Annotated in this window: 13 protein-coding genes; all 13 read left to right on the top strand. The window is 46.6% G+C overall.

The genetic code is table 11. The features are described from left to right. The first annotated feature begins 73 nt into the window (after positions 1-73). On the top strand, positions 74-2,008 hold the full coding sequence (gene ftsH, locus OGV69_RS03075) for an ATP-dependent zinc metalloprotease FtsH (protein ID WP_003025013.1): 1,935 nt from the start codon (positions 74-76) through the stop codon (positions 2,006-2,008). Positions 2,009-2,107: 99 nt separating this feature from the next. Next, positions 2,108-2,956, top strand: a complete 849-nt coding sequence (gene folP, locus OGV69_RS03080) for a dihydropteroate synthase (RefSeq protein ID WP_069324397.1) — start codon at positions 2,108-2,110, stop codon at positions 2,954-2,956. Beyond that, a complete protein-coding gene (glmM, locus tag OGV69_RS03085) occupies positions 2,949-4,286 on the top strand; it encodes a phosphoglucosamine mutase (RefSeq protein WP_038634228.1) in 1,338 nt (445 codons plus the stop codon). The genes folP and glmM overlap by 8 nt, the downstream gene beginning before the upstream one ends. A gap of 445 nt (positions 4,287-4,731) precedes the next feature. Next, positions 4,732-5,448: a type IV pilus major pilin gene (locus OGV69_RS03090; protein ID WP_077223913.1), complete on the top strand. Its 717-nt coding sequence runs from the start codon at positions 4,732-4,734 to the stop codon at positions 5,446-5,448. A 116-nt stretch (positions 5,449-5,564) separates the two neighbouring features. After that, positions 5,565-7,448 carry a type II secretion system protein gene (locus tag OGV69_RS03095; RefSeq protein WP_069324396.1) on the top strand — a complete coding sequence of 628 codons (1,884 nt, stop codon included), beginning with the start codon at positions 5,565-5,567 and terminating at the stop codon, positions 7,446-7,448. A 30-nt stretch (positions 7,449-7,478) separates the two neighbouring features. Beyond that, complete coding sequence (locus tag OGV69_RS03100; RefSeq protein WP_069324395.1) at positions 7,479-7,910, top strand: TcpQ domain-containing protein; 432 nt, start codon at positions 7,479-7,481, stop codon at positions 7,908-7,910. A gap of 13 nt (positions 7,911-7,923) precedes the next feature. After that, positions 7,924-9,381: a type II and III secretion system protein gene (locus tag OGV69_RS03105; protein WP_038642889.1), complete on the top strand. Its 1,458-nt coding sequence runs from the start codon at positions 7,924-7,926 to the stop codon at positions 9,379-9,381. A gap of 12 nt (positions 9,382-9,393) precedes the next feature. Continuing rightward, positions 9,394-9,936 (top strand): hypothetical protein, encoded by a 543-nt coding sequence (locus OGV69_RS03110; protein WP_038634220.1) that lies wholly within the window; start codon positions 9,394-9,396, stop codon positions 9,934-9,936. A 3-nt stretch (positions 9,937-9,939) separates the two neighbouring features. Further along, complete coding sequence (locus OGV69_RS03115; RefSeq protein ID WP_038634217.1) at positions 9,940-10,836, top strand: hypothetical protein; 897 nt, start codon at positions 9,940-9,942, stop codon at positions 10,834-10,836. Next, the gene (locus OGV69_RS03120; RefSeq protein WP_069324392.1) at positions 10,824-11,432 is read left to right on the top strand and encodes a hypothetical protein; all 609 of its coding nucleotides are present in this window, start codon (positions 10,824-10,826) and stop codon (positions 11,430-11,432) included. The genes OGV69_RS03115 and OGV69_RS03120 overlap by 13 nt, the downstream gene beginning before the upstream one ends. A 176-nt stretch (positions 11,433-11,608) precedes the next feature. Continuing rightward, on the top strand, positions 11,609-12,967 hold the full coding sequence (locus OGV69_RS03125; protein WP_173781855.1) for an ATPase, T2SS/T4P/T4SS family: 1,359 nt from the start codon (positions 11,609-11,611) through the stop codon (positions 12,965-12,967). Continuing rightward, positions 12,951-13,979, top strand: coding sequence for a type II secretion system F family protein (locus tag OGV69_RS03130; protein WP_069324391.1), 1,029 nt, complete (start codon positions 12,951-12,953; stop codon positions 13,977-13,979). Before OGV69_RS03125 ends, OGV69_RS03130 begins: the two co-directional genes overlap by 17 nt. Next, on the top strand, positions 13,976-14,812 hold the full coding sequence (locus OGV69_RS03135; RefSeq protein ID WP_038634208.1) for a hypothetical protein: 837 nt from the start codon (positions 13,976-13,978) through the stop codon (positions 14,810-14,812). The genes OGV69_RS03130 and OGV69_RS03135 overlap by 4 nt, the downstream gene beginning before the upstream one ends. Positions 14,813-14,836: the final 24 nt, after the last annotated feature.

Consider the following 14,836-nt stretch of genomic DNA (forward strand, 5'->3'; position numbering starts at 1 on the left):
AAGAAACTGGATATAGAGTATCCTGACGCTGTTTTTAACACAGTTGTAATATGAGGTTAATCCCTTGAGTGACATGGCGAAAAACCTAATTCTCTGGCTGGTCATTGCCGTTGTGCTGATGTCAGTATTCCAGAGCTTTGGGCCCAGCGAGTCTAATGGCCGTAAGGTTGATTACTCTACCTTCCTGCAAGAGGTCAATCAGGACCAGGTTCGTGAAGCGAAGATCAACGGACGTGAGATTAACGTTACCAAGAAAGATAGTAACCGTTACACGACCTACATTCCGGTTAACGATCCGAAGCTGCTTGATAACCTGCTGACCAAAAACGTCAAGGTTGTCGGCGAACCGCCTGAAGAGCCTAGCCTGCTGGCTTCTATCTTCATTTCCTGGTTCCCAATGCTGCTGCTGATTGGTGTCTGGATCTTCTTCATGCGTCAAATGCAGGGCGGTGGTGGCAAAGGCGCCATGTCGTTCGGTAAGAGCAAAGCGCGCATGCTGACGGAAGATCAGATCAAAACCACGTTTGCTGACGTTGCGGGTTGTGACGAAGCGAAGGAAGAGGTTGCTGAGCTGGTTGAATACCTGCGCGAACCGAGCCGTTTCCAGAAGCTGGGCGGTAAAATCCCGAAAGGCGTCCTGATGGTCGGTCCTCCGGGTACCGGTAAAACCCTGCTGGCGAAAGCTATCGCCGGTGAAGCGAAGGTTCCATTCTTTACAATTTCCGGTTCTGATTTCGTGGAAATGTTCGTGGGTGTGGGTGCATCTCGTGTGCGTGACATGTTCGAACAGGCCAAAAAAGCGGCACCGTGCATCATCTTCATCGATGAAATCGACGCAGTAGGCCGTCAGCGTGGCGCTGGTCTGGGCGGTGGTCACGATGAACGTGAGCAGACCCTGAACCAGATGCTGGTTGAGATGGACGGCTTCGAAGGTAACGAAGGTATTATTGTTATCGCGGCAACTAACCGTCCGGACGTTCTTGACCCTGCGCTGCTGCGTCCAGGCCGTTTCGACCGTCAGGTTGTGGTTGGTCTGCCGGACGTTCGTGGTCGTGAACAGATCCTGAAAGTGCATATGCGTCGCGTACCGCTGTCTCCGGATATCGATGCGGCAATCATTGCACGTGGTACGCCGGGCTTCTCCGGTGCTGACCTCGCGAACCTGGTGAACGAAGCGGCGCTGTTTGCTGCTCGCGGCAACAAGCGCGTCGTGTCGATGGTTGAGTTCGAGAAAGCGAAAGACAAAATCATGATGGGTGCGGAACGTCGCTCCATGGTGATGACGGAAGCGCAGAAAGAATCTACCGCGTATCACGAAGCTGGCCACGCGATTATCGGTCGCCTGGTACCGGAACACGATCCAGTACACAAAGTAACGATTATCCCGCGCGGTCGTGCGCTGGGTGTGACCTTCTTCCTGCCTGAAGGCGACGCAATTAGCGCCAGCCGTCAGAAGCTGGAAAGCCAGATCTCCACGCTGTACGGCGGTCGTCTGGCGGAAGAGATCATCTACGGTGCTGAACATGTTTCTACCGGTGCCTCGAACGACATCAAAGTCGCGACTAACCTGGCGCGTAACATGGTTACTCAGTGGGGCTTCTCCGATAAACTCGGTCCGCTGCTGTACGCTGAAGAAGAAGGCGAAGTGTTCCTGGGACGTTCTGTTGCGAAAGCTAAACATATGTCCGATGAAACGGCTCGCATTATCGATCAGGAAGTTAAGCTGCTGATTGAGCGTAACTATGACCGTGCGCGTCGTCTGTTGAACGAAAACATGGACATTCTGCACTCGATGAAAGATGCGCTCATGAAATATGAGACCATCGATGCGCCGCAGATTGATGATCTGATGGCTCGCCGCGACGTGCGCCCGCCAGCGGGTTGGGAAGAACCGGGTTCTTCTAACAACAACTCTGGCAGCACCGGCAAGCCGAGCGCGCCGCGTCCGGTTGATGAACCGCGTGCGCCGGACTCTGGCACCATGTCAGAGCAACTGGGCGACAAATAAGTTATCGTTGATGATGACCGTGTTTTAATTGAAAACCCTGGGGCTTGCTCCGGGGTTTTTCTTATCTGCATACTCAAGATTTTTACCAGGGATAAAACTATGAAACTCTTTGCTCAGGGTTCTTCACTGGATCTCAGCCATCCTCACGTCATGGGGATTTTAAACGTTACGCCAGATTCTTTTTCCGATGGCGGGGCGCACAACTCTCTGGTTGAGGCGGTAAAACACGCAAATCTGATGATTAACGCTGGGGCGACTATCATTGATGTGGGGGGGGAGTCCACGCGTCCTGGCGCTGCTGATGTGAGCGTGGAAGAAGAGCTGCAGCGAGTGATCCCTGTGGTGGAGGCGATTGCTCAACGTTTTGAAGTATGGATTTCCGTCGATACCTCGAAACCCGAAGTGATTCGCGAATGCGCGCGGGTCGGCGCACATATCATCAATGACATTCGTTCACTCTCGGAGCCCGGGGCGCTGGAAGCCGCCGCGGAAACCGGACTGCCGATTTGTTTGATGCATATGCAGGGGCAACCGAAAACTATGCAGGAAGCGCCAAAGTACGAGGATGTGTTCGCTGAGGTAAATCGTTACTTTGTTGAGCAAATAGCACGTTGTGAACGAGCCGGAATCACAAAAGATAAATTGTTGCTCGACCCGGGATTCGGATTCGGTAAAAATCTCACCCACAACTACACATTACTGGCACGCCTGGCTGAGTTTCATCATTTTGAGCTGCCGCTGCTGGTTGGAATGTCACGAAAATCAATGGTTGGTCAACTGCTGAATGTGGGGCCATCCGAACGCCTGAACGGTAGTCTTGCGTGCGCGGTGATTGCCGCAATGCAGGGGGCGCAGATCGTTCGTGTCCATGACGTCAAAGAAACCGTAGAAGCGATGCGTGTGGTGGAAGCCACATTGTCTGCAAAGGAAAACAAACGCTATGAGTAATCGTAAATATTTTGGCACTGATGGGATCCGTGGCCGCGTAGGCGACTCCCCAATTACCCCTGACTTTGTGCTGAAACTGGGGTGGGCGGCAGGAAAAGTGCTGGCACGTCATGGTTCACGAAAAATTATCATCGGTAAAGATACGCGTATTTCTGGCTATATGCTGGAGTCTGCGCTGGAAGCGGGCCTGGCTGCCGCAGGTCTTTCTGCCTCTTTCACTGGCCCAATGCCAACACCTGCCGTTGCTTATCTGACGCGTGCTTTCCGTGCTGAAGCAGGGATTGTTATCTCCGCTTCACACAACCCGTACTATGACAACGGGATCAAATTTTTCTCTATCGACGGCACCAAACTGCCGGATGCGGTTGAAGAAGCCATAGAAGCCGAGATGGAAAAAGCGATCACCTGTGTGGACTCGGCTGAGCTGGGTAAAGCCACCCGCATTGTCGATGCCGCCGGTCGCTATATCGAGTTTTGCAAAGGTACCTTCCCGAATGAACTGAGCCTGAGCGAGCTTAAAATTGTGGTGGATTGCGCTAACGGTGCGACGTATCACATTGCGCCAAACGTACTGCGTGAGCTCGGCGCAAATGTTATTGCCATTGGTTGTGAGCCAAACGGCGTTAACATCAATGAAGAAGTCGGCGCTACCGACGTCCGCGCCCTGCAGGCGCGCGTGATCGCGGAAAAAGCCGATCTGGGTATCGCGTTGGACGGCGACGGCGACCGCGTGATCATGGTCGACCACGAAGGCAATAAGGTCGACGGTGACCAAATCATGTATATCATCGCCCGTGAAGCGCTGCGTCAGGGACAACTGCGCGGTGGCGCGGTAGGCACGCTGATGAGCAACATGGGCCTTGAGCTGGCGTTGAAACAGCTGGGTATTCCGTTTGCCCGTGCGAAAGTCGGTGACCGCTATGTCCTGGAAAAAATGCAGGAAAAAGGCTGGAGTATCGGCGCGGAAAACTCAGGCCATGTGATCCTGCTGGATAAAACCACCACCGGTGACGGTATCGTGGCGGGTCTGCAAGTGTTGACTGCGATGGTGCGCAATCATATGAGTTTGCACGACCTGTGCAGCGGCATGAAAATGTTCCCGCAGCTGCTGGTTAACGTACGTTACACCGCAGGTAGCGGCGATCCGCTGGAAAATGACAATGTGAAAGCGGTGATGGCAGACGTTGAAGCAGCGCTGGGTAATCGTGGACGCGTCCTGCTGCGTAAGTCTGGCACTGAACCATTAATTCGTGTGATGGTTGAAGGTGAAGACGAGGCGCAGGTATCTGAGTTCGCCCATCGTATTGCAGATGCAGTGAAAGCGGTTTAATACATAGCTATAGGGGTTAGTTTAACCTCTATTAAAGAACGTTATAATTTGTTATCAGACGCCCGGTTAATTTAACCGGGCATTTTTTTTCATTCTCATGCCAGAGTAACAGGAATGACAGTATTATCGGTATTGTTTTATCGATAAGGGCTTAATAAATAAGGAAGAAGAGAAATTTATCAAGATTGACATTTAATTATTGAAAATATTCCGCATTTCATGTAAAAGTACAACTATAAAGTACGTTTTGTTTTATTGATTTAACTAATTCATAATAATTATACTTTCCTATAAATATTATAAAAATAATGTATGGAATGTGTTTGCTGAATATAAATGTATTCTTAGTTTTTTTTCGTTCTGTTGCATTCTTATTTTTCCATATTAATAATATTCGAACAGGTGGCTAAGCCTGAATTTAACGGAATTAATAAGGGTGTATAACATGAGTACAATGGTTTTAAACATAAAAGGGAATGTGACCAAAAAGGTCTCTAAATTAAAAGAGATGAAGAAACAGCGTGGTGTTACGCTGTTGGAAATAATTATTGTCTTAGGGATTATCGGTGTTATTGCCGCTGGTGTGGTTATTTTAGCCCAGCGGGCTTTTACGGCTCAGGACTTGTCTGCTGTACAGGATGATTTGACCAGTGTACGTACTGCAATGAATGAAGCTTATAAAGATCAGGCTCAATATCCGGCGCAAAGCGATTCTATTAAAGGTTTGTCTAAATCCGATATCAACGATACTTCTGTATCCAATGACTCACCAATCGCCACGCTGGTGCGTATGGGTAAAATCTCTGCTGATGAAGCGTTTAACGGCTTCTCTAACGATGCGTTCCAGATGGATAACGCGTTAACGGATAGCTCAAGTTCTCAGAAAAAAGGCTTTGTTGTGGTAGTCAATGGTCTGGCGTCAGAAGAGTGTCGTAACCTGATTTCCCAGATGGGTAATCAGTGGGACTATGTTGAAGCGCTCAACTCCGGTGCCGCTGCCGGGTCTGAACCGTCTATTTCTGGCCGGGACTTCAGTGTAAGTAAAAGTGGCGCGATTCTTAAGACGCTGACCTCTGGTGACATTGCGCCTGCTGATATTGTTGCTGATGGCGTCTGTGACGGCCAGGGTTCCATTAACGCTGTTATCTTCGGTAGTAAATAATACTCTGTGCTCTAAATTAGAATCTGTTCTTTTTTAGAATAAAAACAAGTGGCTATTTACTGTGAATAGCCACTTATTATTTATATAAAAATGATTCATGTTCTTCAGGAATTAGTATGCGGTCCCGAAACCATCAGGCTGGATTTTCACTACTGGAAGTTATTGTTGTACTGGCAATCATTGGTGGCGCGCTAGCTATGTATACCAATTATGCCCGTAAACAAGCAGCGAAAGAAATGCGCCAGACCATCGCGAACGCGCTTGTCCAGGAGATGAAGGGCGTGATGAATTATTTGCGTGATGATACCCTGCAAACAACAGACGGTGAAAAAGATAATCCACTGTATGAAGCCACGCAAGGCAGCAGTACCGATTCCCAATATCGTTACCGGATAACTAATAACGTTACGGACATTGATACCGGGACCGGGACGAACTATTTTTTGTGGGGAGAGGGGGCGAATCAGCAAAAGCAACAACGTTATTTGTTTATCAGCAAAAGCTGTAACGTCTCACTTAAATCGACATTTGAACTGACACAAGAATATTTACCCTGCTCACTTGTGACGGCGGCTAAAAATCCGGCGGCGAAAATTGAACGGATTGGGTTTGCTTCTGACGATCTTAAAACCCCCTCGAGCACGATTGCGCGTATGGATGCTATTGTTGCGTTCAACTACACGGAGAGTAACGACAAGTATAGTTTTGCCAATTATGCCTCCGCGTTTAACAATGCGTTAAATAACTCAGGCCTGATTGCTTCGCATATCATGCTTGTTCGCCGGGCCAGGACGGCGGACGCCTGGCAACTGATAACGGAAGCTGACGGCAGTACACCAGTCGAGTTTTCGGATATGGCGTCTAACCTGGAGCGGCTGGAAACGCTGGGAAAGGGGCAGCAACTGGGTATTCGCTTTACCTTTGACATGAATGATAACGATCAGGGGGGTAATGGCGGCGGCTCAGGCACGGCATGCTGGAACACCCAGGCAAGTAAAGTTGAACTGTGTTACAACCAGGAGGCAGGCACAGGTGCCCATGGCGAAGATCAGATCCTTTCGCTGGATATGACCGATCCGGAGAATTATGGTGATGAGACCAAAATGGGTACGCTAAAAGCCAATCTGGTGATGGAAAATACGTCACGGCCAGTTTTTTTATTCAAGCGTAATTATGGCGGTGATTTGATGCTTTCCGCCGACGGTAGCCCTGAGCGCTTTACATACAAAAATAACAATAACGAAGAAATTGAGGGTGATTTTTATCTGGATGATAATACCTCTTATCGTCCCTGGAATGGCAGCAGCATGGCTGGGGGAGATATTATTTCGAATTATTATCCTTCCAGTACATATGATGCATTTGAACTTGTGACTCCGTCAGTGAGTGAATATTCTGGCTATGAACTTTTATCTGTGGATATTACAGATAAGAAAGATTATGTGGCAGCATATGATGACAGTTCAATAAACTCTGGCTTACATCGATTTGCAGTGCAGACTTGCCCTGTCATCGAACAGGAAATTATTTTACGTGACGCCAACGGCGACGCAATCCTGGATGAAGATGGCAATAAGGAAAAAACAAAGGTTACCAGGAAGTTATATCCACGGTTGTCTGCCAGTATATCTTCTGTCTCGGCTTATGATGATGGCGGCATAAATGGTAGCTATACTAAGCAAAATGAGACTCGCGCAAAATTAGATGATAGCAAGAACGTGGATTTGCTTGGCGGCGTTACCGTACAGGTAGACTTGGCTGAGATGGACGTTTCAAATGGGGTTCGTCCCGATCATAACTCAGCGCAAAAATATAAATTCCCGGGCAGCAAATATGTATGGGCAGTGACTGCAACGATGGGCATGTATGATTCAGAAACGGGAGCAGGATTTAGCATAGTAAACCCACAGACAATATCTTATGTCATTACCAAATGGTGCAGTACGATACCGCAATCAGGTACGCCATATGATTTATTGACGACGACAGAATATAAATAATAGCAATCTGATAAACAGAGGGAAGAGAATATGATTATCAGGAAATACTGCCTGCTTTTATTGTCGGTAATGCTTTTGCCGCAGGCTATGGCAAGTAATAATAGTTCATCAGAAATCCATATGGTGGCATCTCCAGTATCTTCTGATGCGGTTGTTCAACATACTGGCAGAAATCCGTTTACCGGCGATACTTATCAAGCAGCGGCACCTTCAGCGCCGCCACTGGTGATTCAGGAAGATAAATTATTAAGCCAGGAAATCAGAAAATGGGTGGAGGCTAATGGCTATAAGCTTTTCTGGAACAGTGCGAAAGATTACCTGGTTTATAACAATATTACGCTGGCAGGGAAATCGGATGACGAGATCCTACAAGAACTTGGCGAGCTGTTTTTTTCTGAGAATTATGGCCTGGTAGTCAAGAAATATCAGAAAAATCGCGTTATTGTTATTGATGAAATGTAAAACGGGTGCAGGGATGAAGATTAAGACAGGGTTGTTAATATTAGCCATTTTTCTGCAGGGTTGTGTTAGCGATTTTGAAGAAAAATATGATTCAGAAAGCCAGATTCAGAAGCATTTTAAAGATGCGACCACCCAGGATGAATCAAAAGCGAAGCCGTATATCAAGTACGACCGCGCATACATAGGGAAAAAGGTGGATTACAGCGTTGAGCAGCAGCGAATCATGGGAAAACATGTCAAAATTTCATCCTATGAACCCGCCACGTTGGCAGTCATTATGGACGCTGTCTCTGCACAAACGGGAATCAGTTACCGGATCAACGAGAGTGCGATAGGCGCAAAAGCCGGTGCGTCAAATAACAGCGGTAGCTGGAATACGGCGCGTAGCGTAAAATTTGATGGCACCTTTGAGGAGTTTATACAGTATATCGCTTCTCTTTATGACGTCAGCCCAAAACTTGATAATCATAACGTTCTTAAAATAAACGTTTATGAAACGTATGTCATTAAGCTGGACTTTTATGGTGAAAACAATAAGACAGAAACGAACCTGGATCTTTCGGGTAACGAGGCGACTTCCAGCGGCGGGTTGACCGGAAAGGCGGAAACCAAATTCGAATCATCCTTCTGGGATGATGTGGAGGATATGGCGAAGAATTATATTTCCTCAGGAAACTATAATCTTTTTAAAGATTCTTCTGTCTTAATGGTTAACTCAAGACCCTCAGAGTATGAGGCGCTTAATCGCGCGTTAGAGAAATATAAAGCTGATAACAGCCGTCAGTTTATTGTTACCTATAAAATTTTCACGCTTGATAAAGCGAAAGTGAAAGAACTTTCTGCCGGCATGAACTTCTCCCTGGATGACGGGCAGAATACCATGAAGATCAGTTCAAGTCTGCTGGACTCATTGACGGGTGGCATATCGGCAGGCTGGAAAAACAGCAATGTTGATATCAGTAGCGGGCTGGATGCGTTATACAAGTTAACGGGTGACCGGACGTTACAAAGCGGTTCCTTTATCACGCGCAACAATATGGCGATACCGCTGAATATGACGAAGTCGCAAAATTACGTCTCCAGTAAAACCCGTACCGTCGATGACAATGGTGAGGTTAACGTCGCGGTCGAAACATCATCCATTATTACAGGGACCAGTTTTATCATTACCCCCCGCGTGCTTTCAGATGGTCGAATTGAGGTAGTGAGTGGTTTCACAAAACGTTATCTGGAAGGCATTGAAACTTATGATGATGTGCAGTTACCGAACGTAAGCACCACGGAATCATTTAACTCATCAATTATTATGCCGGGCGATCTGCTAATGGTAGGCAAGTATGATGTGAAAGGTGAAAATGGTGGTCTGGAATATCAGGTCTTGGGTATCGGTGACAAAAATGAAGATGAATCTGCGACGATCGTCATGGTAATTGGCGTCGATTATTATCGTCAGCCTATTACTTCCCGATAGGAATAAATGGTTATGGATAAACTGTTACAGGATAATAATATCCTTACCGGTCTGCTCTGGGAACCGGACAGTATGTCTCATCTTGACCCTGGCGCGCAGGCAGCTTTTCGCGGAATGGTAAAGGCTAATCGTCGGGTAATCTATAAAGATTCTGACGGGCGTTTAGCAGTGGGTTATTGTGAGAAAATTTCTACCCTTTATGAGCCTTTTGCGATTTATATTAAAGAGTTATTTGGGGATGGCATCTATTTCTCACATGGTGATGATAATTTCACTTATCTGCTCATTATTAATGGCGGCCGGATTGTCAGTGGAACCGATTGCTTTATAGAGCGCAGCCTGTTTGATGAGCTCATGCGGCACCCGGAACAATATGAACACCTGGAAGTGACGTCGCTGACTGAAGTCCAGCTTTCTGTGGTGATAGAGAAATGCGCGGCGCATCAGCTCTCTCTGAAGCGACGTCGCAGATTCATTATTAGCTCCATTCTGGCTGGTGGTCTGATATTTTTGGCGCTGCTTGCTTTAGCACTTCATTTTCTGGTGGCGGGGTAATTTATGCTGGAAGGTCTTTATTTCTGGAAAGGTAAGAGCGGAACATTTACTACAAGTCGAATTATAATTATTATTCTGGTTATTGCTTTACTGTTGTGTGGTGCTGGTGCAGGCTATTGGTATTATTTTATAAAGATGCCGCAAGACGAAATGCTTGCTCAGCAACAGCAGGCTGCGCAGAAACTGCTTAACGATAAGGCTTCTGTACACGACTGGTATGAGAAATCATTAGAGGGAATGAGTATTGATTTCGGTATTCACCTGCTTGATGAAATTCATCGCAGCGTTATTCCGTTCGCATTGATTAAACTTCCTGTTGAAGGACGAAGCTATGGCTGTTCGCTAAAGGCGTGCCACATGACTTTTGAAATCGACCCCGCTGCTATTTTGACGCAACCAGAGTTAACTTTCTTTGGTAAAACCTACGCAGCATCATTTCCTGTAAAAAAAGGAAAGAACAGGTCGAATGGGGTTTCACTTGAATACAATGACATGAAAATTGCCCGCAAAGATAACGACTTATTAAGCGCGTATAAGAAGAACAAACCTTTGTCGTTATATTCCTGTAATGAGGTTATCTCTTATATCAAAAGCTATAACTCAACGTTGACGGGCGGAAAGGGTAAAAAGAAAAATGGCGAGATTGTATTTAAGACCCTGCCTAAATCGACAGTCGCAGCGCTGGAAAAAACATTAGCGGGGGACGTTAAGGCTTACGGTATGCTTTCAGCAGAGTGGAACATGACGCTGACAAAACCACACTCCACATCAGTGAACGAAGGGATATTATTACAGGTTGCCTTGTATAAACAGGCGTATCGGGATGCCTTTCTTATCAGGAAGATTGAAACAATTAACGATGGAATAAAAGTATCCGGAGGATTAGTATGCAAAGCGTAAAAAATATCATCATATTTGCAGTATTAATGGTGGGATCCGGACTGGTACAGGCCGCTCCGACTACTGACTTGCCGCCTGCACCCAAAAACCAGACCGGTAAACCAGCGCTGGTAGGCAATGGCGAGAAAGCTGCGTCTCCTGAGGTAAAAAATGTCGATGAGAAAGCCCTGAATGAGCAGTCAGCGGAACTGACGATGCAGGATCATATTCAGGCACTCGTTGAGCAGGATTATCTATATCAATCAGAATATCGCAAGCTACAGCAACAGGTTGAATTAGAAAAAATGTTGAGCGAAATTCGTAAGCTGCGCGGTGAAGATAAAATAAAAGCGAGGGCAACTCCAACTCCCGTAATCGAAGCGAAGATCAAGACTGAAAAGAGCGCGCCTGTGGTAAATACAGGTAATAATATTGCGAAGCCGCACGTAGTACTGGAATCAGTCATTGGCGGTCTTTCCCGGGTTGCTATTGCCAATCAACGCGGTGATACATTGTTATACGTCACTCCAGGAAATGTATTTTCCATGGACGGCGCACAATACATTTTAACCAAAGATCGTAAAAACGGGTTGCAAATTAAGGAAGCTAACCCGTGAATATAGATTTTAAACGAATAACGACTGAAGATATATTTTCCGGTCTTTGGGAGTATCATGAATTTGAAGGAATAGGCATTAATGCTATTCATGATGGTTATGAGTATTTATTAGTACACACTATCAATATCGATAAGTTATTTGAATACAAGCTCCAGATAAGCCGGCTGAAATCAATGCATAAACGGCCAGTCATTGGCCTGGCGATAGTAACGGAAGAAGATTATTTTCATATACTGGAATTTATCTCTCTTAAAGCCCTTAACGCTGCGCATAATGATATTGATATCACAGACACGCAAAAACAGTTGGTCAATATCTTACAGCGCGTTGTAAATATGGGGGCCAGCGACCTTCATATTACGCGGAATGATGTGTTGGCGTTACTCGAGGCGCGCGTAAATGGCGTATTGATGCCGTTTATGCAGATTAAATCACAGCAGTGTGATGAACTGGTATTTGTCTTGTACAACGTAGAGGCTACAACCAGAGATACAACATGGAACCGGGCAATTCCGCAGAATGCGAATATTCTCTATAGTCTTAACGGTAAACCGTACCGTTTCCGTTATGCCCATTTTCCCATTTTTGGCGAAACGGCGGATTGTTACCATGCTGTGCTGCGTATTATTCCTTCCGGTTTGCAAAAAGATAACCTGGGCTCGCTGGATAAAATAGGCGTTTCGTCCGCCGAAATTGCCGATTTGAAAAAGATCCTTAGCAACCCTTATGGCGCGTATGTCATTGCGGGAACGACAGGTTCGGGCAAATCCACCACGCTGAAAAATCTGATGGAATGGCTACAAATCAACCGCTATGACGATCGCGGCTGCTTTTTGACGGTCGAAGATCCCGTGGAATATCAGATATACGGCGCCAAGCAAAGCTCCGTTGTCAGCGTCGAGGGGGGAGGCTTCCACGCTGCAATTAAATCTGCGTTACGCCGCGACCCGGATGTACTGATGGTGGGGGAGATTCGTGACAATGTTTCAGCTAACGCCCTGGCGGGCGCCGTTGAGAGTGGACATTACTGTTTTACCACCGTGCATGCGGGCAATATCGTTTCACTCCTGCAGCGTATGTCCGCATTAGGTATCAGCAGTGACAAGCTCTCCACGCCAGGCTTCGTTGCTGGGTTGCAGTGTCAGAAACTGGTGCCGGTGCTTTGCGATACCTGTAAGCAAGTCCATGAAGAGATTACCCTTTCCGGCCGCGCTTTTACTCTGTTCCGGGCAAGCGAGAAGGGGTGTGTAAAGTGTAAGAAGAGCGGTATCAAAGGACGGCAGCTGGCGATGGAGTATTTTTTGCCAACCTATGACGAACTGGCGGCTATCTCCCGTCAGGAGTGGCTTAATGTTTACACCCTGTGGCGGGAAAAAAGAAAGACAGCGGTAGGTCTTGCTGAAGGGTTTGAGATCCGTGAAAAAGTCATGGCGCATGTGCTGCTTGGTCGTGTGGATGCGCGCTGGTACGCAATGGAATTTGGCGTATTGCCAACAGAAGATCTGGAGATGATCGTTGAAAAAATTCAGTAAGAAACAGCGCATCTATATCTACCAGTTTTGCGCAGACATGATTAAGGCCGGTCTGCCTTTGTATGATTCGATGCAAAAACTGCAAAAAGAAGGTCAATCTTTACTGGGGAAAGCCTTTAGTAAACGGTTGATGGGTCTTATCACGCAAATGAAGCAGGAAACATCCGTTGCGGCTGTTTTCGAAGGTATGGTGCCGAATTCTGAACTGAGCGTGATCACCGCGGCGGAGAAGAGCGGCAGCCTTTCTGATGGATTTTTTACCCTGGTTTCGATTATTAAATACAACGATGAACTGCGTAAAAAGATCATCGGTGCGCTTATATTTCCCCTGATAATGATTACCTTGTCGTTAATTGTTATTGCCGGCTATTCGCAAAAGGTATTCCCCGCCTTTGCCTCCGTTGTGCCGATTGATAAATGGCCAGCCGTGACACAGAATCTCTATAATTTTGGCGTGGCGCTTTACGAGGGGTTGTGGCTAAAAATTCTGCTGGGATTTATCTTTCTGGTTATCTTTTCACGGCTGACAATGGCCAATTTTAGCGGCACAATAAGGAATAAGATTCTCGACAGAATTATGCCGTTCTCAACTTATCGGCAGCTAACTTCCTCCATTTTTTTGAATAATTTGTCGCTAATGTTGAGTAACAATATTCCTCTGACGGATGCGCTTTCAATTATTCAGCTCAATGCTAACCGTTGGCTAAAATGGCATCTTTTCACCATGTTGGAGAAAATGGCGCACGGCGTGAATTATGGTAAAGCGCTCGATACCGGACTGATGGGCGCGGAAGAGTTACTCAACATCAGCCTGTATGCCGATCTCCCCTCGTTTAATGAGGTTTTGCTCTCGGTATCGGAGCGCTCCCGCGAACATATACAGGAGTATATTAAAAAACTTGCCGGACTGTTAAAAAACTTAGCCACCGTTATCCTGGGCGGGAGCGTTATCTGGGTATTTCTGGCGCTGTTCTCATTAATGGATACGTTGTCGAAAAGTGCAGTAGGATGATTGATGAAATGAATATAAAACCACAAAGCATTTGCCAGCGTGCACTCTTACTGAGTGCCTTATTCCTGGCGAGCGTAACGGCGCAAGGAGCGCAAAAATATGGTCTTAGCGACAGTCTCCAGTACTGCGAGCTTTGGGATACCTTTTTTCCGCTTTCGTTTCAGGTTCCGTCAGCTGATTGGGTGTCTACTTATGCCAGACCTAAGTTTAACGTCATATATATCTCAGCTGGTAAACGTAAGCATGTGGATGATTACACTGATCTTTACAATATTAAGAACCAATTTGTCTGGCCTTCGCATTTAATGAGTGGACTTGACACAGCCTTTTGTCAGAACAGCGGTAATTGTGTGACAAAAGGCAAGGGAAGCGTAGGGCAGGGTATTTCGGCATATAAAGATCTTGTCGCCGAATTTCCTGATGATGACGTTAAGGTATTAGCCAATGCCCCTAGCTATGAAGGCGATCTTACGTGGTATTCTTTGCCTATACGGTACCTGAAACTACTGAGAGTCGAATTCTTTACGCCTTATTCCGGGCCAGTGGGTGTTTTTACACAATCTTATAACCAGTATGTCGAGCCATTATATTTTGAGTACAGAGCGACAGGCAATAAAGACGAAATGCAACTGACTGCTGTAGGTGGCACTGCCGCCGGGGCTAATTTTAATGGCGTTAATCTACCTGAGAAAATAAGGCTAACGTCATATGCCGCTATACAGGTTTGGTTGTCATCAAGCACTGGTGACCCATGGAAGACGTTATTACCTTATGCGCACACGGTGGATATGTCAGACAGCCAGAAGGCGCTTATCCCTGATAACTGCAAATAATCTCGCGTAACGATCGCCGGTTAT

This window comes from Citrobacter sp. Cc139, from assembly GCF_030334645.1.
GTDB classification, from domain to species: Bacteria; Pseudomonadota; Gammaproteobacteria; order Enterobacterales; family Enterobacteriaceae; genus Citrobacter; species Citrobacter werkmanii.